This is a genomic window from Serratia sp. TSA_130.1 (assembly GCF_052691795.1).
Window position 1 is genome coordinate 893,847 of the sequence record NZ_JBQZFS010000002.1, and the last position, 19,870, is coordinate 913,716.

The following is a 19,870-nucleotide window of genomic DNA, read 5'->3' on the forward strand; positions in this document are numbered from 1 at the left end:
GCGCTCGCGCCCTCATTCAACTTTTTTGATTTAACTCAGCGAATTTTTGCGCTATCACTGTTGATGGCTTGCCTCTACCATGCGTTTACACCGATTGACATCGTTACCAATTACACTTCGCCTGGAGATAAGCCAATGAGCCGCGTACTGGTCCTGAAATCAAGTATTCTGGGTGAATATTCCCAGTCTGGAAAATTAGTCGATTTTTTTGTTGAACAATGGCGTGAAGCTCATCCGGAAGACACTTTCACCGTGCGCGACTTGGCCAACCCAACGCTGCCGGAGCTGGATGGCGAAGTGATGGCCGGCTTTACCGCCGGCGACAAACCGTTGACGCCGCATCAGCAAAGCACCCTGGCGCTGTCCGATGAGCTGATTGCCGAGCTGAAGTCGCACGACACGCTGATCATCAGCGCCCCGATGTACAACTTCAACATCCCGACGCAGCTGAAGATCTACTTCGATCTGATCGCCCGCGCCGGTCAGACGTTCCGCTACACCTCCGCCGGCGCCGAAGGGCTGGTGACGGGCAAGAAAGCGATCGTCATCTCCAGCCGCGGCGGCATCCACGCCGACACGCCGACGGATCTGATCACCCCGTACGTGAAACTGTTCCTGGGCTTTATCGGCATCACCGACGTTGAATTCGTGCTGGCGGAAGGCTTCGCCTACGGCCCGGAAGCGGCGGAGAAAGCCGCCCAGGACAGCCGCATCGCGGTCGCGCAGAAAATCCCGGCCGGCGTCGCCGTCCCGGCCAGCGCACCGGCGCCGGCAAACGTCGCCCAAGAAGCCGTCAGCGGCGGTTTCCTGAGCAACCTGCTGAAGAAACTGTTCCGTTAACGGTAAACGTCAGCGTCCCCCGCCGCGACGGGGGACGTCATCAGGGTTCAAATGGCCGACGCTGGAATTGGTCGTGACCGCATTTCGGGCAGAGCGGCAGCACTTCCGGCGTGTAAAACGCCAGGTGGTAGTGACATTGTTCGCAGACCAGATTGCCCAGCCCCACCACTTCACCGCTGTGATACACGCCGTGGTGGCTGACATCCTTGAACACCTCGCGCCACTCCAACTGGGTTTTATCGGTGATATCCGCCAGTTCCTGCCACAGGCTCTCCTTAATCACCCGCATAAACACGCTGTCGGTAAACTCGTCCCGGCTTTCCTGATAGCTGCGGGCGAACTCTTCCAGATCGCGCCGCACCGCCTGCGTCACCTGCCGCACCTCGTCGCGCGTCAGATCTTCGGCCTCGTTCAACCGCCGCTCCGCGCTGGCCACCAGTTCGTCGATATCGCGTTCGCCGTTTTTCAGACGTTCGGTCAGCGATGCCACCAATTCGCGGTAATACTGAGCAACCTTGTTCATAGACTCTCCTCGATAAACGCTGCGCCGGACTTGGCCATGGGGATACCCTTAAGCTACTTGTTCTTATTTTAGCCGTAAATGACTGATGTCACTTGGCAAGACGCGGGATCCGCAGGTTGTGAGCCGCGTCATGGCGGCGTTTTTTTTAAATGCGCCGAGTCAGGCGCTTGGAGTTGTTGCCGGGAGGTCTTATCAGCTATGCTATGCGGATCTACGAATACTAAATGTTCATTGCGTTGCCTCTGACCGGGGCAACGGTTTACACCTACAGGACCACCGGCCGCCATGCAAGAGCAATACCGTCCAGAAGACATAGAATCGAACGTACAGCTTCACTGGCAAGAGAAGCAGACTTTCAAAGTTACCGAAGACGACAGCAAGGAAAAGTACTACTGCCTATCCATGCTGCCTTACCCGTCCGGCCGACTGCACATGGGCCACGTTCGTAACTACACTATCGGCGACGTGATCTCGCGCTATCAGCGCATGCTGGGCAAAAACGTACTGCAGCCGATCGGCTGGGATGCGTTCGGCCTGCCGGCGGAAGGCGCGGCGGTGAAAAACAACACCGCACCGGCCCCGTGGACCTACGACAACATCGAATACATGAAGAACCAGCTGAAACTGCTGGGCTTCGGCTACGACTGGGATCGCGAAATCGCCACCTGCCAGCCGGAATACTATCGCTGGGAACAGTGGTTCTTCACCAAGCTGTATGAAAAAGGCCTGGTCTACAAGAAGACCTCGGCGGTGAACTGGTGCCCGCACGATCTGACCGTGCTGGCCAACGAACAGGTTATCGACGGCTGCTGCTGGCGCTGCGACACCAAGGTCGAGCGTAAAGAGATCCCGCAGTGGTTCATCAAAATCACCGCCTACGCCGATCAGCTGCTGAACGATCTGGACACGCTGGAAAGCTGGCCGGAGCAGGTGAAAACCATGCAGCGCAACTGGATTGGCCGCTCCGAAGGCGTGGAAATCACCTTCGACGTGGCTGGCAGCGAAGAGAAGCTGACGGTTTATACCACCCGTCCCGACACCTTCATGGGCGCCACCTACGTGGCGGTCGCCGCGGGCCACCCGCTGGCGCAACAGGGCGCACACAACAACCCGGCGCTGACCGACTTCATCGACGAATGCCGCAACACCAAAGTGGCCGAAGCCGAAATGGCGACGATGGAGAAGAAAGGCATGCCGACTGGCCTGTTCGTTGTCCATCCGCTGAGCGGCGAGAAGCTGCCGGTGTGGGTCGCCAACTTCGTGCTGATGGAATACGGCACCGGCGCCGTGATGGCGGTGCCGGCGCACGACCAGCGCGACTGGGAATTCGCCACCAAATATGATTTGCCGATCAAACCGGTGATCCTGAACCTCGACGGCAGCCAGCCTGACGTGAGCGCCGAAGCGATGACCGACAAAGGCGTGCTGTTCAACTCCGGCGAGTTTGACGGTCTGGACAACGAAGCGGGCTTTAACGCCATCGCCGACAAACTGGTCGCCAAAGGCGTCGGCCAGCGCAAGGTCAATTACCGTCTGCGCGACTGGGGCGTTTCCCGTCAGCGTTACTGGGGCGCGCCAATCCCGATGGTGACGCTGGAAGACGGCACCGTGATGCCGACGCCGGAAGACCAACTGCCGGTGATCCTGCCGGAAGACGTGGTCATGGACGGCATCACCAGCCCGATCAAGGCCGACCCTGAGTGGGCGAAGACCACCGTCAACGGCCAGCCTGCGCTGCGCGAAACCGACACCTTCGACACCTTTATGGAGTCCTCCTGGTACTACGCGCGCTACACCTGCCCACAGTATGACCAGGGCATGCTGGATCCGGCAGCCGCTAACTACTGGCTGCCGGTCGATCAATATATCGGCGGCATCGAGCACGCCATCATGCACCTGATGTACTTCCGCTTCTTCCACAAGCTGATGCGCGATGCGGGCCTGGTGGATTCCGATGAGCCGGCCAAGCGCCTGCTGTGTCAGGGCATGGTGCTAGCCGACGCCTTCTACTACACCGGCAACAGCGGCGAGCGCGTCTGGGTATCCCCGGTTGACGCCACCGTCGAGCGCGATGACAAAGGCCGCATCATCAAGGCCACCGATCCGCAAGGCCGTGAACTGGTCTATGCTGGCATGAGCAAAATGTCGAAGTCGAAGAACAACGGCATCGACCCGCAGGAGATGGTGGAAAAATACGGCGCGGACACCGTGCGTCTGTTCATGATGTTCGCTTCACCGGCAGAAATGACGCTGGAGTGGCAGGAATCCGGCGTGGAAGGGGCTAACCGCTTCCTGAAACGCGTATGGAAACTGGCCTACGATCACGTGGAAAAAGGCGCGGTACAGCCGCTGGACGTGGCGTCGCTGAACGAAGAGCAGAAAGCGCTGCGCCGCGATCTGCATAAAACCATCGCCAAAGTGACCGACGATATCGGCCGCCGCCAGACCTTCAACACCGCGATCGCCGCCGTGATGGAGCTGATGAACAAACTGGCCCGCGCGCCGCAGGAGAGCGAGCAGGATCGCGCGCTGCTGCAGGAAGCGCTGCTGGCCGTCGTTCGCATGCTGTATCCGTTCACCCCGCACGTGTGCTTCGCCCTGTGGCAGGCGCTGGGCGGCGAAGGCGACGTGGACACCGCGCCATGGCCGGTTGCCGACGAGCAGGCGATGGTCGAGGACTCCAAGCTGGTGGTGGTGCAGGTGAACGGCAAGGTTCGCGCTAAAATCACCGTATCTGCCGATGCGACCGAAGAGCAAGTGCGCGCGCGCGCTGCCGAAGAGCATCTGGTGGCTAAATATCTGGACGGCGTCACGATTCGCAAAGTGATCTATGTTCCGGGCAAACTGCTTAACCTGGTTGTGGGTTAACACAAGGAGGAGTTGTGCGACAACGTATTCTGACGCTGTTGCTGGGGTTGGCGGTGCTGGTCACCGCCGGCTGCGGTTTTCACCTGCGTGGCACCACGCAGGTGCCTAATGAAATGAAAACGCTGATCCTGGACAGTTCGGATCCTTACGGGCCATTGACGCGCGCGGTGCGTGAGCAACTGCGTTTGAACGCCGTGACCATCGTCAGCGATCCGAAGCGTAAAGACGTGCCTTCTCTGCGCATCGTCGGCGCGACGGAAAGCCAGGATACCGCCTCGATCTTCCAGGACGGTAAAACCGCCGAGTATCAGCTGGTGCTAACCGTGCAGGCCCAGGTGCTGATCCCGGGGCATGACCTGTATCCGCTGTCGGTGAAAGTGTTCCGTTCGTTCTTCGACAACCCGCTGACCGCGCTGGCCAAAGACTCCGAGCAGGAGATCATTCGCCAGGAAATGCGTGAGCAGGCGGCGCAACAGCTGGTGCGCAAACTGCTGACCGTGCACGCGGCGGAAGAAGAAAACCGGCAGAAAGCCGCTGCCGTCGGCGAACGAGCGGCAAGCCAAACCGCACAATGATCCGCATTTATCCGGAACAACTTGCCGCGCAGCTCCGAGAGGGGCTGCGCGCTTGTTATTTATTGAGCGGCAATGAACCGCTGCTGCTGCAGGAAAGCCAGGATCTGCTCCGGCAGACCGCGCAACAGCAGCAGTTCAGCGAGCACTACAGCATTTCCCTCGACGCCCACACCGACTGGGACGCCATCTTCGGCATCTGCCAGGCGATGAGCCTGTTCGCCAGCCGCCAGACGCTGCTGCTGATTTTCCCGGAAAACGGCCCGACGGCGCCGATCGGTGAACAGCTGACCAAGCTCGCCACCCTGCTGCACGACGACATCCTGCTGATCTTGCGCGGCCCGCGCCTCACCAAAGCGCAGGAAAACAGCGCCTGGTTCAAGGCGCTCAGCCCGCACGGCGCCCTCGTCAGTTGCCAGACGCCGGAGCAGGCACAGCTGCCGCGCTGGGTCGCCGCGCGCGCCAAGGCGATGAAGCTGGAGTTGGACGACGCCGCCAATCAGCTGCTGTGCTACTGCTACGAAGGCAACCTGCTGGCGCTGTCGCAGGCGTTGGAGCGGCTGTCGCTGCTGCACCCGGACGGCAAGCTCACCCTGCCGCGCGTCGAGCAGGCGGTGAACGACGCCGCCCACTTCACGCCGTTCCACTGGCTGGACGCCTTGCTGGCCGGCAAGAGCAAGCGCGCCTGGCATATTTTACAGCAGCTGCAGCAAGAGGATGTCGAGCCGGTGATCCTGTTGCGCACCCTGCAGCGCGAACTGCTGCTGTTGCTGACGCTGCAGCGCCGCATGGCGTCCGCGCCGCTGCGCACGCTGTTCGATCAGCACAAGGTCTGGCAGAACCGCCGCCCGCTGGTGACCCAGGCGCTGCAACGCCTGTCCGGCGCCCAGCTGCAGCAAGCGGTACAGCTGCTGACGCAAATCGAGCTGACCCTCAAGCAGGACTATGGCCAGTCGGTCTGGCCGGAACTGGAAACCCTGTCGATGCTGCTGTGCGGCAAACCCCTGGCCACGAGTTTTACCGATGCCCACTAATCCGGAACACCCCACCGTATTGCACGCGCTGTTTGGCGGCACCTTTGATCCGATCCACTACGGCCATCTGCGGCCGGTGGAGGCGCTGGCCGCCGAAGTGGGCCTGAATCGCGTCACGCTGCTGCCTAACCACGTGCCGCCGCACCGCCCGCAGCCCGAGGCCAACGCACAGCAGCGCTTGAAGATGGTCGAGCTGGCGATCGCCGGCAATCCGCTGTTCGCGGTCGACGATCGCGAACTGCATCGCACCACCCCCTCCTACACCATCGAGACGCTGGAAACGATTCGTAAAGAGCGTGGCGCCGCCCAGCCGCTGGCGTTTATTATTGGCCAGGACTCGCTGCTGACGCTGCATAAATGGCATCGCTGGCAGGCGCTGTTGGACGTCTGCCATCTGCTGGTGTTGGCGCGCCCGGGCTATAACGATCGCATGGACACGCCGGAACTGCAGCAGTGGCTGGAACGTCATCGCACCGCCGACCCGGCGCTGCTCAGCCGCCGCCCGCACGGCCATATCTATCTGGCCGATACGCCGGAGCTGGAAATTTCCGCCACCGAGATCCGCCAGCGCCGCCATCAGGGCCTCAACTGCGACGATCTGCTGCCGCGCCCGGTGCAGCGCTATATCGAGTTGCAGGGTTTATATCGCTAGCGAAAGGTGCGTGATATACTGCGCCGCTATTTTTCAGGTATCCGCTGAAAACCCCGGAAACCTTAGCTGGCCGGGCAGTCACCAGTTAGCTGGCTTTCAGCGGCAGCCTGCCGAAACCTTTATCCGGTTACGCCGCGGCGCGCGCATGTTGCCCGCCGCAGCCGACTGAACAGAACATACCCGAGGGGGAACCTTTGCAAGGTAAAGCGCTCCAAGATTTCGTCATCGATAAAATCGATGACCTCAAAGGCCAAGACATTGTCGCTCTGGACGTACAGGGCAAATCCAGCATCACCGATTGCATGATCATCTGCACCGGCACGTCGACTCGCCACGTGATGTCGATCGCCAGCCACGTGGTGCAGGAATCCCGCGCCGCGGGCATGGAGCTGTTTGGCATGAAAGGCCAGGAAGCCTCCGACTGGATCGTGGTCGATCTGGGCGAAGTGATCGTGCACGTGATGCAGGAAGAAAGCCGTCGCCTGTACGAGCTGGAAAAACTCTGGAGCTAAGCGGTGAAACTGCAATTGGTGGCGGTCGGCACCAAAATGCCAGACTGGGTGCAAACCGGCTTTATGGATTACCTGCACCGCTTTCCCAAAGATATGCCGTTTGAGCTGACCGAGATCCCGGCCGGCAAACGCGGCAAAAACGCCGACATCAAACGCATTCTGGACAAGGAAGGCGAACAAATGCTGGCGGCGGTGGGCAAAGGCAACCGCATCGTTACGCTGGATATCCCAGGCACGCCGTGGGAAACGCCGCAGCTGGCGCAGCAGCTTGAGCGCTGGAAGCAGGATGGCCGCAACGTCAGCTTGCTGATCGGCGGCCCGGAAGGGCTGGCGCCCGCCTGCAAAGCCGCTGCCGAGCAGAGTTGGTCGCTTTCTCCGTTGACACTGCCGCATCCTTTGGTGCGCGTCCTGGTGGCCGAAAGCCTCTACCGCGCCTGGAGTATTACTACAAATCATCCTTACCACCGGGAATAGCCGGTGGTGACCGTGACAGAGTGAAATAAAGCAGCGGGATGAAAATAGAACGTAACCCTTTTCGCGACTATACGGCTGAATCCGCCCTGTTTGTACGCCGCGCCCTGGTGGCGTTCTTGGTCATCCTGGTGCTGTCCGGCATCCTGATCGCCAACCTGTATAATCTGCAAGTGGTCCGCGTCGAGGATTACCGCACCCGCTCCAACGAAAACCGCATCAAGCTGGTGCCCATCGCGCCCAGCCGCGGCATTATCTACGATCGCAACGGCACTCCGCTGGCGCTCAACCGCACCATTTATCAGCTGGAACTGATGCCGGAAAAGGTCGACGATCTCAAAGCCACGCTGCAGGCGCTGCGCCCGGTGGTCGACTTGACCGATGACGACATCACCAATTTCGAAAAAGAGCGCAAGCGCTCGCGCCGTTTCGTCTCCATTCCGGTGAAAACCGCGCTGACCGAGGTGCAAGTCGCCCGTTTTGCGGTCAATCAGTTCCGCTTCCCGGGTGTGGAAGTGAAAGGCTACCAGCGCCGCTACTACCCCTACGGCTCCGCCCTCACCCACGTCACCGGCTACGTGTCGAAGATCAACGATCGCGACGTCGAGCGGCTGGACAAAGACGGCAAACTGGCCAACTACGCCGCCACCCACGATATCGGCAAGCTGGGCATCGAACGCTATTACGAAGACACGCTGCACGGCAAAACCGGCTATGAAGAGGTCGAGGTCAACAACCGCGGCCGGGTGATCCGCCAATTGCACGAACAGCCGCCTTCCGCCGGTCAGGACGTCTACCTGACGCTCGATCTTAACCTGCAGCGCTATATCGAACAGCTGTTGGTCGGCAGCCGCGCCGCGGTGGTGGTGAGCGATCCGCGCACCGGCGCCATCCTGGCGATGGTCTCCAACCCGAGCTACGATCCGAACCTGTTCGTCGACGGCATTTCCAGCAAGGACTATCAGGGGTTGCTGAACGATCCGAATCGCCCGCTGATCAACCGCGCCACCCAGGGGGTCTACCCGCCCGCCTCGACGGTGAAGCCTTATATCGCGGTGTCGGCGCTGAGCGCCGGGGTGATCACCAAAAACACCGTGGTGTTCGATCCCGGCTGGTGGCAATTGCCCGGCTCGGAAAAACGCTTTCGCGACTGGAAGAAATGGGGCCACGGCCGCCTGAACGTCACCAAGGCGCTGGAAGAGTCCGCAGATACCTATTTCTACCAGGTCGCTTATGACATGGGGATCGATCGGCTGTCGACCTGGCTGACCAAATTCGGTTACGGCCAGTACACCGGCATCGATCTGTCCGAAGAGCGCTCCGGCCTGATGCCGACGCGCGAATGGAAGCAGAAACGCTATAAAAAACCGTGGTATCAGGGCGACACCATTCCGGTAGGCATCGGCCAGGGTTACTGGACCGCGACGCCGATCCAGATGGCCAAGGCGCTGAACACCCTGATCAACGACGGCACCGTCAAAACGCCGCACCTGCTGCAGAGCACCCGCATCAACGGCGCGCTGGTGCCGTTCAAACAGGAAGAAAACACGCAGATCGGCGATATTCACTCCGGCTTCTGGGAAATTGCCAAAGACGGCATGTACGGTGTGGCCAACCGTCCGAACGGGACGGCGCGCAAATACTTTGCGGACGCACCTTATAAAGCCGCGGCGAAATCGGGTACCGCACAGGTATTCGGCTATGAAACCTACAACGCCCACAAACTGGCGGAGCACCTGCGCGATCACAAACTGATGACCGCCTTCGCACCGTTCAACAACCCGACGGTGTCGGTCGCCATCATTCTGGAAAACGGCGGCTCCGGTCCGGCGGTGGGGACCATCACCCGCCAGATCCTCGACCACATTCTGCTGGGCGACAACAATACGCAATTGCCAAGCGAAGCTCCGCTGCCGCCTGGCGTAGAAGGTGACTAAGGTAGAACATGACTGAAAGCCAACAAAAAGGCTCGATCTGGACCAAAATCCACATCGACCCGACGTTCCTGCTGCTGATCCTGGCCCTGTTGGTCTACAGCGCCTTCGTGATGTGGAGCGCCAGCGGCCAGGACATCGGCATGATGGAGCGCAAGATCGGGCAGATCGTCATGGGGCTGATCGTGATGGCCGTCATGGCGCAGATCCCGCCGCGCGTGTACGAAAGCTGGGCGCCCTATCTGTATATCTTCTGCGTGATTTTGCTGATCCTGGTGGACGCCTTCGGGCAGATCAGTAAAGGCGCGCAGCGCTGGTTGGATCTCGGCGTAGTGCGCTTCCAGCCGTCGGAAATCGCCAAGATCGCCGTGCCGCTGATGGTGGCGCGCTTTATGAACCGCGACGTCTGCCCGCCTTCGCTGAAAAACACCGCCATCGCGCTGGTGCTGATCTTCCTGCCGACGCTGCTGGTGGCCGCGCAGCCGGATCTGGGCACCTCTATCCTGATCGCCGCTTCCGGCCTGTTCGTACTGTTCCTGTCCGGCATGAGCTGGAAGCTGATCGCCGTCGCCGCCGTCGCGCTGGCGGCCTTCATCCCGGTGCTGTGGTTCTTCCTGATGCACGGCTATCAGCGCGACCGCGTCATGATGCTGCTCGATCCGGAGAGCGACCCGCTCGGCGCCGGTTATCACATCATTCAATCCAAGATCGCCATCGGCTCCGGCGGCCTGTCCGGCAAGGGCTGGCTGCACGGCACCCAGTCACAGCTGGAGTTTCTGCCGGAGCGCCATACCGACTTTATCTTCGCCGTCCTGGCCGAAGAGCTGGGGCTGATCGGGGTGCTGGTGCTGCTGGCGCTTTACCTGCTGGTGATCATCCGCGGGCTGATGATCGCCGCCAAGGCGCAAACCACCTTTGGCCGCGTCATGGTCGGCGGCTTGATGCTGATTTTGTTCGTTTATGTCTTTGTTAACATCGGTATGGTCAGTGGCATTTTGCCGGTAGTTGGCGTACCTTTGCCTCTGGTCAGTTACGGGGGTTCGGCGCTGATAGTGTTGATGGCCGGTTTCGGCATCATCATGTCGATCCACACGCATCGGAAAATGCTGTCTAAAAGTTTATAAGAGGTGAGTAATGCGTAAGGAATGGCTTTGGATCGGCGTCGCGGCGGTGTTGCTCTCCGCCTGTACCGCCCCGACCACGGAACAGCAAGCCCCTCCGCAGCCGTACAACGGCCCGGTGGTGGAAATCGGCGGCGTCGAGCCTCAATATGAACCCTATAACCCTAATAACATGCAGGATTATAAGGTTAATGGCGATACTTACCGCATCGTAAAAGATCCGCAGAACTTCTCGCAGACCGGCCTGGCGGCCTGGTATGGCGAAGAGGCCAACGGCAACACCACGGCGCTGGGCGAGCAGTTTGACCCCAACGGCCTGACGGCGGCGCATCCGACCCTGCCAATCCCAAGCTATGTGCGCGTCACTAACCTGGCCAACGGCCGTCAGCTGGTGGTGCGCGTCAACGATCGCGGGCCATACACCAAGGGCCGCATCATCGATCTGTCGAAAGCCGCCGCCGACCGCCTCAACCTGTCCAACAACACCAAGGTCAAGGTAGATTTCATCAACGTGGCGCCGGACGGCACGCTGAGCGGCCCCGGCACCATCGGCACCATCGTGGCGAAACAGAGCTACGCCCTGCCGGCGCGCCCGGATCTCGGCTCCAGCGGCATGGGCACCCCTATTCAACAGGAGGCGCCGATCGCCAGCGGCGCGGCGGTGCGCCCGATCGATAACAGCACCCTGCGCACCGACGACAACAGCTCCCCAGCTGCCGGCGGCAATGCCGCCAACGGCCGCAGCGGTTTCCTCGGCGCGCCGAGCGCGGTGCCGGCCGGGGTGCTGGAAGGTTCCGAACCTGAAGTCGCCGCGGTAGCCGCACCGGTCGCGGCCGGCGCGGCGGCTGTCGGCACGGCTGCTGCCGCCTCTTCCGGCGGCTACGTGGTGCAGGTCGGCGCGCTGAGCAGCGCCGAACGCGCCCAGAGCTGGCAACAGAGCCTGAGCCAACAGTTTGGCGTCCCGGGCAAAGTGGCGGCTAACGGCAACGTTTACCGCGTCCAGCTTGGCCCGTTCAGCAGCCGTCAACAGGCGGCCCAGCTGCAGCAACGCCTGGCGAGCGAAGCGCAACAACAGTCTTTCGTTACTGCTGCACCCTGAGCGTTAAGCCCGGCGGGCATTCACGGCCGATAAGCGGTTATTTAGCTGAAACATTTTCTTGCAGCTAAAAGGGCACTAACCGCAATTAGTCAGATGAATGGGTAATGCCTGCCGGGATCGCATCTGCTATAGTGTGGCTCGTTTTTTAACTTTACTTTCACGGATGTTGTAGTCCCGATCATGAAACAAGTAACTTCTTTTCGCTTAATCAAAAGCATCGCCCTCGGCACCGTTATCGCAATGAGCGCAGCCTCCGTTGCGCACGCCGATGACGTTAACATCAAAACCATGATCCCAGGTGTCCCGCAGATCGATGCGGAAGCGTACATCCTGATTGATTACAACTCCGGCAAGGTGCTGGCCGAGATGAACGCCGATGCGCGTCGCGATCCGGCCAGCCTGACCAAAATGATGACCAGCTACGTCATCGGCCAGGCGCTGAAAGCGGGCAAAATCGGCCAGGACGATCTGGTGACCGTCGGCCAGGACGCCTGGGCGACCGGCAACCCGGTGTTCAAAGGCTCCTCGCTGATGTTCCTGAAGCCGGGCGATCGCGTGCCGGTCTCCAAACTGACCCGCGGCATCAACCTGCAGTCCGGTAACGACGCCTGCGTGGCGATGGCCGACTACGTCGCCGGCAGCCAGGACGCGTTCGTCAACCTGATGAACACCTACGTCAGCAAGCTGGGCCTGCAGAATACCCACTTCCAGACGGTGCACGGCCTGGATGCGCAGGGCCAATACAGCTCGGCGCGCGACATGGCGCTGATCGGCCAGGCGCTGATCCGCGACGTGCCGGAAGAATACGCGATCTACAAGGAAAAAGAGTTCACCTTCAACAATATCCGCCAGATGAACCGCAACGGTCTGCTGTGGGATAACAGCCTGAACGTCGACGGCATCAAAACCGGCCATACCGACGCGGCGGGCTACAACCTGGTGGCTTCGGCGACCGAAGGCCAAATGCGCCTGATCTCCGCCGTGATGGGCGGCCGCACCTACAAAGGCCGTGAAGCCGAAAGCAAGAAACTGCTGACCTGGGGCTTCCGCTTCTTCGAAACCGTGGCGCCGCTGAAAGTCGGTAAAGAGTTCGCCTCCGAGCCGGTCTGGTTCGGCGATGCCGACCGCGTTGAGCTGGGCGTGGACAAAGACGTCTACCTGACCATTCCGCGCGGCCGCATGAAAGACCTGAAGGCCAGCTACGTGCTGAACACGCCGGAAATTCACGCGCCGCTGGCGAAAAACCAGGTGGTGGGCAGCATCAACTTCCAGCTGGACGGCAAAACCATCGACCAGCGTCCGCTGGTGGTCATGAACGAAGTGAAAGAAGGCGGCTTCTTCAGCCGCATCGTGGACTACATCAAACTGATGTTCCACCACTGGTTCGGTTAACGGTTGAAACGGGCGAAATCGTCCCCATATAGTGAATAACACTAACTCCCGCCCCGGCGGGAGTTATACTTTATAGATTAGCTAGCACTCTGGAGCGCACGCACATGCAAAAAACTAAACTGAACGAACTGCTCGAATTCCCTTGCTCGTTTACCTACAAGGTAATGGGCCTGGCGCAGCCTGAGCTGGTTGACCAGGTGGTTGAAGTGGTGCAGCGCCATGCGCCGGGCGATTACAACCCGCAGGTCAAGCCAAGCAGCAAAGGCAACTACCACTCCGTCTCCATCACCATCAATGCCACTCACATCGAGCAGGTCGAAACCCTGTACGAAGAGTTGGGCAACATTGAAATTGTTCGCATGGTGCTGTAATTCCAGCATAAACCCCTGCTTATCAACCCGGGATGGCGCAGCGTCTTCCCGGGTTGCGCATTTTTGGTCAGCGAAAGGCTGGTCGCAGGCCGGAGCGCCCGGTATAATGGCTTTACCACTTCTGTAACCTGACGATGACTCTTTTGCAACCAGACAAGATCATTTTGCGTCAGCTGGGGTTGCAGCCCTACGCGCCTGTATCCCAAGCCATGCATAACTTCACCGACAGTCGTACCGAGACCACGCCGGACGAGCTGTGGCTGGTGCAGCATCACCCGGTGTTCACCCAGGGTCAGGCTGGCAAAGCCGAACACGTGCTGATGCCCGGCGACATCCCGGTTGTCCAGAGCGATCGCGGCGGCCAGGTGACCTACCACGGGCCGGGTCAGCAGGTGATGTACGTGATGGTCGATCTGAAACGCAACAAGGTCGGCGTACGTCAGTTGGTCACGGCGATAGAAGATACGGTTATCAACACTCTCGCCCACTTCCGCCTCGCATCGCGCGCCCGTCCGGATGCGCCCGGCGTGTACGTGGGGGAGCAGAAAATCTGTTCGTTGGGTTTGCGGATCCGCAAAGGCAGCTCATTCCACGGCCTGGCCCTGAATGTGGCAATGGATCTCAGCCCCTTCCAACGCATCAACCCTTGCGGTTACGCCGGTATGCAGATGACGCAGGTCAGCGCGCTGGCGCCCGGCGTTGGCATTGAAGACATACACCCAATCCTGGTACAGGAATTTGTTCATTTACTCGGCTACCAGACGGTCGAGCTTCGTAACTGGAACCTGCACGATTATGAGTAAACCAATTCAGATGGAACGCGGCGTCAAATACCGCGATGCTGACAAAATGGCGCTGATCCCGGTCAAAACGGTGGTCACCGAACGGCAGGAGCTGTTGCGTAAACCCGAGTGGATGAAGATCAAACTGCCTGCCGACTCAACGCGCATTCAGGGCATCAAAGCCGCGATGCGCAAGAACGGCCTGCACTCCGTCTGTGAGGAAGCCTCGTGCCCTAACCTGTCCGAGTGTTTCAACCACGGTACCGCTACCTTTATGATCCTCGGCGCCATCTGCACCCGCCGCTGCCCGTTCTGCGATGTGGCCCACGGCCGCCCGATCGCGCCGGACGCCAACGAGCCGGAAAAGCTGGCGCAAACCATCGCCGACATGGCGCTGCGTTACGTGGTGATCACTTCGGTTGACCGCGACGATCTGCGCGACGGCGGCGCTCAGCACTTTGCCGACTGCATCTCCGCCATCCGCGCCAAAAGCCCGAACATCAAAATTGAAACGCTGGTGCCGGACTTCCGCGGCCGTATGGACCGCGCGCTGGAGATCCTCACCGCCACGCCGCCGGACGTATTCAACCACAACCTGGAAAACGTGCCGCGCGTCTACCGCCAGGTGCGTCCGGGCGCCAACTACGAATGGTCGCTGAAGCTGCTGGAGCGCTTTAAAGAAGCGCACCCGGATATCCCGACCAAATCCGGCCTGATGGTCGGCCTGGGCGAAACCAACGCGGAAATCATTGAAGTGATGCGCGATCTGCGTCGCCACGGCGTGACCATGCTGACGCTGGGTCAGTACCTGCAGCCGAGCCGCCACCACCTGCCGGTGCAGCGCTACGTCAGCCCTGCCGAGTTTGACGAGATGAAAGAAGAAGCGATGGCGATGGGCTTCACCCACGCCGCCTGCGGCCCGTTCGTGCGTTCGTCTTACCACGCCGATCTGCAGGCCAAAGGGATGGAAGTGAAATAACGCGTAATAGTTTGTTACGCTATAGACGGCGGAAACGCCAAAAAACGGATGTCCGCAAGGCATCCGTTTTTTATTGCGCGCAGTCAGACGGGGTTAAACGTCTTTCTTTTCGACGCTCTGCTGAGCGGACTGGCTTTCGGCGGCGTTGTTGCCGGCGGCCGGCGGCGTGCTGTCATCGCCCACGGCTTTTTTAAAGCCTTTCAGCGCCGCGCCAAGATCGGCGCCGAGCGTACGCAGTTTGCTGGTGCCGAACAGTAAAATCACCAACACCGCAATCACCAGAAGTTTGGTAATGCTGATACCTTCCATACTCACCTTCTTATCATAGAGCGCTGCGTGAACAGCGAGAAAAACTGACCTTGCCTGCGAATATTTAGCGACTTTCCTTCGGCTCGCACAACCGCAACATGTAACAGAGTGAGATCGGTCGCAGTAATGCCACAGGGCCTCTGGACGTGAATCCCAGACTATTCTTAGTTTATCACCCGCATGATACGCTGCCATGATACTCATCAGGGAGATGCCGGATGTATATTGCCCCACCCATTTTCGATGCCCGAAAATCCGGCCTCAGCTTCGCCAAACGCACCTACCTGCCCCGCGCCGTCGGTCTGGGGCTCGGCTTTATCTGCGTCTGCGCCGCGCTCTACCCCCTGGCTCCGCCCGCGGCGGTCTGGCTATTGCTGGCCTTTCACGGCTTTCTCTGGCCGCATCTCGCCTACCGCCTGGCCCGCCGCGCCAAAGATCCGTTCAAAGCCGAAATTCGCAACCTGTTGATCGACTCCGCTTTCGGCGGCTTCTGGGCGGCGATGATGGCGTTCAACGCGCTGCCCGCCATCGTCATCCTGTCGATGATGAGCATGAATAACATCGCTTCAGCCGGCAAAACGCTGTTTGTAAAAGGATTGGCCATGCAACTGGCCACGGCGGTGTTCACCGCCGCGCTGCTCGGCTTCCCGTTTCACCCGTACAGCACGCCGTTGCAGGTCTATCTGTGCCTGCCGATGATCTACCTTTACCCGACGCTGCTCGGGCTGGTGACTTACCGCACCGCCAAGCGGCTGGCGGAAAAGAAACAGGAGCTGCAGCGCATCAGCACCCGCGATGGGCTGACCGGCTTATACAACCGTCGCCACTGGGAGCATCTGCTGCATCGTCAGTTCGACAGTTGCCGTCGCTACCAGGATAAGGCCACGCTGATCCTGATGGATATCGACCGCTTCAAAACCATCAACGACACCTTCGGCCATGCTTTGGGGGATGAGGCCCTGGCGGCGCTGGCGGAAGAGCTGCTGATCGGCTTGCGTAACGTGGATATCGTCGGGCGCTACGGCGGCGACGAGTTTGGCGCGGTGCTGCCGAACACCAACGCCGAGCAGGCGGAAATCGTCCTGCGACGCATCCAGCAGCGGCTGGATGCGGTCAGCTTCAAGGAGGCGCCGCAACTGCGGCTGCAGATCAGCGCCGGCATCGCCAACTACCACCCCGCGTTGGGCGGCTATCTGGACTGGCTGAAAGCGGCCGACAGCGCGCTCTATCGGGCGAAGCAAAACGGCCGCAACCGGCTGGAAACGGCAGTGCCGCCAGGGGAGTAACTTACTGACTTAATAACTTGGCAAAATACTTCGGCGCTTCAACAAAGCCTTCGCGCAGGTAAAACGCATGGGCCCGCTCGCGGCGACTGTGGCAATGAACCTCCAACCGATCGCAGCCGCGACGGTGCGCCAACGCCTCTCCCTCCGCCAACAACCGCCGCCCCACGCCCGCGCCGCGCGCCCGATCGTCGACGCAAAAATAGCTGATGCGGCCAATGTCGCCGGCCAACGCCAGCTGCGGCAGGAAATGCAGCGACAACACGCCCAGCACTTGCGCCCCGTCCGCCGCCACCAGCAGCGCCTCGTCCGGGTGCGCCAACAGTTGCTGCATGCGCTGCGTCAGAAACGCCTCGGTGCCGGGATAGCCCAACACCGTCATCAATTCGGCGATAGCGTGCCGGTCGCCCAGACGCGCCGCTCTGATTTCCATCGGTTTTACCTCGCAGGGGGTCGATACTACAAAATAGACGGCGTTAGGTGTAACATCCATCGGGTACGGTGAAAAAGGCCGTGCGGCACGCTGGAGATGACATTCCTCCCTAACCGCCTTCACAGGCTGATGATGTCTACGTAACCTCTCGGAGAGAGGCGCGTAGCGTTACGCCTGTCCCTTTCCGAGCCCGTGAATTTCTCTGTTTGAAAGGGAGTTGCCCCATGTTGAGTTCTTTACTGGCCGTCTTTATCGGCGGCGGCGTCGGCAGCGTTTTGCGCTGGGCGGTAAGCATGAAAATGAATCCGCTGAACGCCCACATTCCGCTCGGGACGCTGATGGTCAATCTGATCGGCGGTTTTATCATCGGTCTGGCGATGGCGATTTTCACCCGCATGACACACCTGGATCCCACCTGGAAACTGCTGATCACCACCGGCTTCTGCGGCGGCCTGACCACCTTCTCCACCTTTTCGCTGGAGGTGGTGTATCTGATGCAGGACGGCCGCTTCGGCTGGGCATTGGCCAACATGCTGCTTAACCTGGCCGGCTCGCTGGCGATGACGCTGCTGGCCTTCATGCTGGTGATGTGGGTCAACGGGCGCTAAGCCCTTAATGTTTCCTTAATCTTGCATGCGCATAATCTCATCCAGAACTCCTGACTGGATGAGAAATCGCTATGTTTAGCCTGCCGAAAACCACCGCCGAAGCGATCGCCGTTGCGCTGTGCGTGCTGATCGTCGCCGCCTTTATCAACGCCTACCTGTTCGCCTAAACACCTTTTCCCCGCAACGCGCGTTCATCTTGCGTCCTCCCCATCCGTTACACTACAATTGAGAATGAACGTTCACACCCAAAATTGTGAACCCGGCTCACGCGCAGCAAAGGATCGGGCAGATGCTCTCCCCCAACGACAGTAAACAGGCCAAAGTGCAGGCGCGCCGCGATCAGATCGTCGAAGCGGCGAAAACCAGCTTCCGCCGCCACGGCTTCCATGCCGCCAGCATGGCGGAGATTGCCCAGGGCTCGCAGCTCAGCGTCGGGCAAATCTATCGCTATTTCGCCAATAAAGACGCGATTATCGAAGAGATCGTCAATCGCATCATCACCAGCAAGATGCAGCGCCTGGAAAACCTTGGCGATCACATCAACCTGATCGCCGGCACGCTGGCGGCGCGCACGCTGTTTCAGCAACCGGGCGAGAGCGAAACCGATCACATGCTGATGCTGGAAGTGACCGCCGAGGCCACGCGCAACCCGGTGGTGGCCAAACTGCTCAGCGATGCGGAGGCGCGGCTGTTTCGCCACGTGTGCCACAACCTGCAGCGGCTGTATCCCGATTTCAGCGCGGAAGAGATCGCCGCGCGGGTGGAGTTTATCGCCGTCATGAGCGAAGGCACCGGTTACCGTATCCTTACCACGCAAAAAGCCGATGCGTCCCTGCTGCGCGATCTGTATCAGCAGGCCATTTCTCACCTGTTCAGGAAATCTTAATCTCCCATGACCAAACACTTAGCCAGACAACGTCTGGTGTACGCCGTCGTGCTTGGCCTGTTGGCCGCGCTGGGGCCGCTGTGCACCGATCTCTATCTGCCCGCCCTGCCGGAAATGGCGGGCGAGCTGAATACCTCCACCGCCGCCGCGCAGCTCAGCCTGACCGCCGGGCTTCTCGGCCTGGGCGTCGGCCAGCTGATTTTTGGCCCTTACAGCGACAAACTGGGCCGTATGCGCCCGCTGCTGCTGTCGCTGATCCTGCTGCTCGGCGCTTCGCTGTGGTGCGCGCTGGCGCCCACCATTGACCAACTGCTGATCGCCCGCCTGCTCCAGGGCATCGCCGGCGCCGGCGGGGCGGTGATTTCCCGCGCCATTGCTCGCGATCTGTACGCCGGCCACGAGCTGACCCGCTTCTTCGCCCTGCTGATGCTGGTTAACGGCCTGGCGCCGATCGTCGCGCCGGTGCTGGGCGGCGTCATGCTGCAGGTGATGAACTGGCGCGGCATCTTCGGCGTGCTGGCGGCCATCGCCGTGCTGCTGTTCAGCCTGTCGGCGCTGAAGCTGCGCGAATCCCTGCCGGTAGAGCGCCGCAGCCAGGGCGGCATTCTGGCGATGCTGATGTCGCTCGGCGGGTTGCTGACCCAGCGCTATTTCATGGGCCTGTGCCTGACGCAGGGCTTCGTAATGGCCGGCATGTTCGCCTATATCGGCGCTTCGCCTTTCGTCTTGCAGCAGATCTACGGCCTCAGCCCGCAGATGTTCAGCCTGTGCTTCGCCATTAACGGCGTCGGGCTGATCATTGCGGCGCAGCTGGCCAGCCGTCTCAGTTCACGTTGGGGGGAACGCCGGGTGTTGAGGGGCGGATTAACGCTGGCGGCCGTCGCATCGCTGTTGCTGCTGTTGGCCGCCGCGCTGCATGCGCCGCTGGTCGTGTTGCTGGTGCCGCTGTTCTTCTCGGTGGCGGTGATCGGCATCGTCGGCCCGACCGCCTCGTCGCTGGCGATGCAAAGCCAGGGGGACAAAGCCGGCAGCGCGTCGGCCTTGATCGGCGTGTGCATGTTCGCGCTCGGCGCCTGCGCCGTGCCGCTCACCGGGCTGGGCGGCACCTCGGGCCTGTCGATGGCGCTGACCATCGTCGGCTGTTACGCCATCGCCATCCTGCTGTTCAGCCTGTTGGCCCGCCGCAGCGACGCATAACGCG

The 19,870-nt window shown here is 60.6% G+C and carries 21 protein-coding genes and 1 riboswitch; of the genes, 18 read left to right on the forward strand and 3 right to left on the reverse strand.

Going from position 1 to position 19,870, the window contains the following annotated elements; all coding sequences use genetic code 11:
• Nucleotides 1–135 precede the first annotated feature (135 nt).
• Nucleotides 136–840, forward strand: a complete 705-nt coding sequence (locus tag ACUTQY_RS11045; protein WP_033642164.1) for an FMN-dependent NADH-azoreductase — start codon at nucleotides 136–138, stop codon at nucleotides 838–840.
• Nucleotides 841–880: 40 nt separating this feature from the next.
• Here ACUTQY_RS11045 and ACUTQY_RS11050 read toward each other — a convergent pair whose 3' ends face one another.
• Nucleotides 881–1,363, reverse strand: a complete 483-nt coding sequence (locus ACUTQY_RS11050; protein ID WP_025301844.1) for a zinc ribbon-containing protein — start codon at nucleotides 1,361–1,363, stop codon at nucleotides 881–883.
• 285 nt (nucleotides 1,364–1,648) lie between these two features.
• On the opposite strand from ACUTQY_RS11050, the gene leuS reads away from it, so the two are divergent.
• The 13 genes from leuS (at nucleotide 1,649) to lipA (ending at nucleotide 15,150) form a co-directional block, all read left to right on the forward strand.
• Nucleotides 1,649–4,231: a leucine--tRNA ligase gene (gene leuS, locus ACUTQY_RS11055; protein WP_046686566.1), complete on the forward strand. Its 2,583-nt coding sequence runs from the start codon at nucleotides 1,649–1,651 to the stop codon at nucleotides 4,229–4,231.
• A 14-nt stretch (nucleotides 4,232–4,245) separates the two neighbouring features.
• The gene (lptE, locus tag ACUTQY_RS11060) at nucleotides 4,246–4,806 is read left to right on the forward strand and encodes an LPS assembly lipoprotein LptE (protein WP_033633932.1); all 561 of its coding nucleotides are present in this window, start codon (nucleotides 4,246–4,248) and stop codon (nucleotides 4,804–4,806) included.
• Nucleotides 4,803–5,837: a DNA polymerase III subunit delta gene (gene holA, locus ACUTQY_RS11065; RefSeq protein WP_046686565.1), complete on the forward strand. Its 1,035-nt coding sequence runs from the start codon at nucleotides 4,803–4,805 to the stop codon at nucleotides 5,835–5,837. Before lptE ends, holA begins: the two co-directional genes overlap by 4 nt.
• Entirely contained in the window at nucleotides 5,827–6,489 is a 663-nt protein-coding gene (gene nadD / locus ACUTQY_RS11070; RefSeq protein WP_015376938.1) for a nicotinate-nucleotide adenylyltransferase, read from the forward strand. The genes holA and nadD overlap by 11 nt, the downstream gene beginning before the upstream one ends.
• 194 nt (nucleotides 6,490–6,683) lie before the next feature.
• Complete coding sequence (rsfS, locus tag ACUTQY_RS11075; protein WP_004940001.1) at nucleotides 6,684–7,001, forward strand: ribosome silencing factor; 318 nt, start codon at nucleotides 6,684–6,686, stop codon at nucleotides 6,999–7,001.
• 3 nt (nucleotides 7,002–7,004) lie between these two features.
• Nucleotides 7,005–7,475 (forward strand): 23S rRNA (pseudouridine(1915)-N(3))-methyltransferase RlmH, encoded by a 471-nt coding sequence (rlmH, locus tag ACUTQY_RS11080; protein ID WP_004940002.1) that lies wholly within the window; start codon nucleotides 7,005–7,007, stop codon nucleotides 7,473–7,475.
• Nucleotides 7,476–7,513: 38 nt separating this feature from the next.
• Nucleotides 7,514–9,409: a peptidoglycan DD-transpeptidase MrdA gene (gene mrdA / locus ACUTQY_RS11085; protein ID WP_033642160.1), complete on the forward strand. Its 1,896-nt coding sequence runs from the start codon at nucleotides 7,514–7,516 to the stop codon at nucleotides 9,407–9,409.
• A gap of 8 nt (nucleotides 9,410–9,417) precedes the next feature.
• Nucleotides 9,418–10,530, forward strand: coding sequence for a peptidoglycan glycosyltransferase MrdB (gene mrdB / locus ACUTQY_RS11090; protein ID WP_004940006.1), 1,113 nt, complete (start codon nucleotides 9,418–9,420; stop codon nucleotides 10,528–10,530).
• A gap of 10 nt (nucleotides 10,531–10,540) precedes the next feature.
• Nucleotides 10,541–11,626: an endolytic peptidoglycan transglycosylase RlpA gene (gene rlpA / locus ACUTQY_RS11095; protein WP_046686564.1), complete on the forward strand. Its 1,086-nt coding sequence runs from the start codon at nucleotides 10,541–10,543 to the stop codon at nucleotides 11,624–11,626.
• 180 nt (nucleotides 11,627–11,806) lie between these two features.
• A complete protein-coding gene (gene dacA, locus ACUTQY_RS11100) occupies nucleotides 11,807–13,018 on the forward strand; it encodes a D-alanyl-D-alanine carboxypeptidase DacA (RefSeq protein WP_004940010.1) in 1,212 nt (403 codons plus the stop codon).
• 104 nt (nucleotides 13,019–13,122) lie between these two features.
• A complete protein-coding gene (gene ybeD, locus ACUTQY_RS11105; protein WP_004940012.1) occupies nucleotides 13,123–13,389 on the forward strand; it encodes a DUF493 family protein YbeD in 267 nt (88 codons plus the stop codon).
• Nucleotides 13,390–13,523: 134 nt separating this feature from the next.
• Nucleotides 13,524–14,192, forward strand: a complete 669-nt coding sequence (lipB, locus tag ACUTQY_RS11110; RefSeq protein ID WP_015376934.1) for a lipoyl(octanoyl) transferase LipB — start codon at nucleotides 13,524–13,526, stop codon at nucleotides 14,190–14,192.
• On the forward strand, nucleotides 14,185–15,150 hold the full coding sequence (gene lipA, locus ACUTQY_RS11115; protein WP_004940018.1) for a lipoyl synthase: 966 nt from the start codon (nucleotides 14,185–14,187) through the stop codon (nucleotides 15,148–15,150). Before lipB ends, lipA begins: the two co-directional genes overlap by 8 nt.
• Before the next feature lie 93 nt (nucleotides 15,151–15,243).
• Here lipA and tatA read toward each other — a convergent pair whose 3' ends face one another.
• The gene (gene tatA / locus ACUTQY_RS11120) at nucleotides 15,244–15,459 is read right to left on the reverse strand and encodes a Sec-independent protein translocase subunit TatA (protein WP_004940019.1); all 216 of its coding nucleotides are present in this window, start codon (nucleotides 15,457–15,459) and stop codon (nucleotides 15,244–15,246) included.
• 218 nt (nucleotides 15,460–15,677) lie between these two features.
• Between tatA and ACUTQY_RS11125 the strand changes: the two genes are divergently transcribed.
• On the forward strand, nucleotides 15,678–16,745 hold the full coding sequence (locus ACUTQY_RS11125) for a diguanylate cyclase (RefSeq protein WP_046686563.1): 1,068 nt from the start codon (nucleotides 15,678–15,680) through the stop codon (nucleotides 16,743–16,745).
• 1 nt (nucleotide 16,746) lies between these two features.
• On the opposite strand, the gene ACUTQY_RS11130 is transcribed toward ACUTQY_RS11125, so the two are convergent.
• Nucleotides 16,747–17,175 carry a GNAT family N-acetyltransferase gene (locus ACUTQY_RS11130; RefSeq protein ID WP_033642156.1) on the reverse strand — a complete coding sequence of 143 codons (429 nt, stop codon included), beginning with the start codon at nucleotides 17,173–17,175 and terminating at the stop codon, nucleotides 16,747–16,749.
• An 83-nt stretch (nucleotides 17,176–17,258) separates the two neighbouring features.
• Nucleotides 17,259–17,321: riboswitch (Fluoride riboswitch) on the forward strand.
• A gap of 78 nt (nucleotides 17,322–17,399) precedes the next feature.
• Between ACUTQY_RS11130 and crcB the strand changes: the two genes are divergently transcribed.
• From crcB to ACUTQY_RS11145, 3 genes are all read left to right on the forward strand, one after another.
• Nucleotides 17,400–17,783 (forward strand): fluoride efflux transporter CrcB, encoded by a 384-nt coding sequence (gene crcB / locus ACUTQY_RS11135; protein ID WP_004940022.1) that lies wholly within the window; start codon nucleotides 17,400–17,402, stop codon nucleotides 17,781–17,783.
• Between the two features lie 289 nt (nucleotides 17,784–18,072).
• Nucleotides 18,073–18,669 carry a TetR/AcrR family transcriptional regulator gene (locus tag ACUTQY_RS11140; protein WP_033642155.1) on the forward strand — a complete coding sequence of 199 codons (597 nt, stop codon included), beginning with the start codon at nucleotides 18,073–18,075 and terminating at the stop codon, nucleotides 18,667–18,669.
• A 6-nt stretch (nucleotides 18,670–18,675) separates the two neighbouring features.
• Nucleotides 18,676–19,866, forward strand: coding sequence for a multidrug effflux MFS transporter (locus ACUTQY_RS11145; protein WP_033642154.1), 1,191 nt, complete (start codon nucleotides 18,676–18,678; stop codon nucleotides 19,864–19,866).
• The last annotated feature ends 4 nt before the right edge of the window (nucleotides 19,867–19,870 follow it).

Excerpts from the sequence above, each read along its gene's own strand:
- mrdA (WP_033642160.1), top strand. The coding sequence starts at position 7,514 with ATGAAAATAGAACGTAACCCTTTTCGCGACTATACGGCTGAATCCGCC.
- crcB (WP_004940022.1), top strand. The coding sequence starts at position 17,400 with ATGTTGAGTTCTTTACTGGCCGTCTTTATCGGCGGCGGCGTCGGCAGC.
- ACUTQY_RS11145 (WP_033642154.1), top strand. The coding sequence starts at position 18,676 with ATGACCAAACACTTAGCCAGACAACGTCTGGTGTACGCCGTCGTGCTT.
- tatA (WP_004940019.1), bottom strand. The coding sequence starts at position 15,459 with ATGGAAGGTATCAGCATTACCAAACTTCTGGTGATTGCGGTGTTGGTG.
- ACUTQY_RS11125 (WP_046686563.1), top strand. The coding sequence starts at position 15,678 with ATGTATATTGCCCCACCCATTTTCGATGCCCGAAAATCCGGCCTCAGC.
- mrdB (WP_004940006.1), top strand. The coding sequence starts at position 9,418 with ATGACTGAAAGCCAACAAAAAGGCTCGATCTGGACCAAAATCCACATC.
- lipB (WP_015376934.1), top strand. The coding sequence starts at position 13,524 with ATGACTCTTTTGCAACCAGACAAGATCATTTTGCGTCAGCTGGGGTTG.
- ACUTQY_RS11140 (WP_033642155.1), top strand. The coding sequence starts at position 18,073 with ATGCTCTCCCCCAACGACAGTAAACAGGCCAAAGTGCAGGCGCGCCGC.
- rlpA (WP_046686564.1), top strand. The coding sequence starts at position 10,541 with ATGCGTAAGGAATGGCTTTGGATCGGCGTCGCGGCGGTGTTGCTCTCC.
- dacA (WP_004940010.1), top strand. The coding sequence starts at position 11,807 with ATGAAACAAGTAACTTCTTTTCGCTTAATCAAAAGCATCGCCCTCGGC.
- ACUTQY_RS11130 (WP_033642156.1), bottom strand. The coding sequence starts at position 17,175 with ATGGAAATCAGAGCGGCGCGTCTGGGCGACCGGCACGCTATCGCCGAA.
- lipA (WP_004940018.1), top strand. The coding sequence starts at position 14,185 with ATGAGTAAACCAATTCAGATGGAACGCGGCGTCAAATACCGCGATGCT.
- holA (WP_046686565.1), top strand. The coding sequence starts at position 4,803 with ATGATCCGCATTTATCCGGAACAACTTGCCGCGCAGCTCCGAGAGGGG.
- leuS (WP_046686566.1), top strand. The coding sequence starts at position 1,649 with ATGCAAGAGCAATACCGTCCAGAAGACATAGAATCGAACGTACAGCTT.
- nadD (WP_015376938.1), top strand. The coding sequence starts at position 5,827 with ATGCCCACTAATCCGGAACACCCCACCGTATTGCACGCGCTGTTTGGC.
- ACUTQY_RS11045 (WP_033642164.1), top strand. The coding sequence starts at position 136 with ATGAGCCGCGTACTGGTCCTGAAATCAAGTATTCTGGGTGAATATTCC.
- ACUTQY_RS11050 (WP_025301844.1), bottom strand. The coding sequence starts at position 1,363 with ATGAACAAGGTTGCTCAGTATTACCGCGAATTGGTGGCATCGCTGACC.
- ybeD (WP_004940012.1), top strand. The coding sequence starts at position 13,123 with ATGCAAAAAACTAAACTGAACGAACTGCTCGAATTCCCTTGCTCGTTT.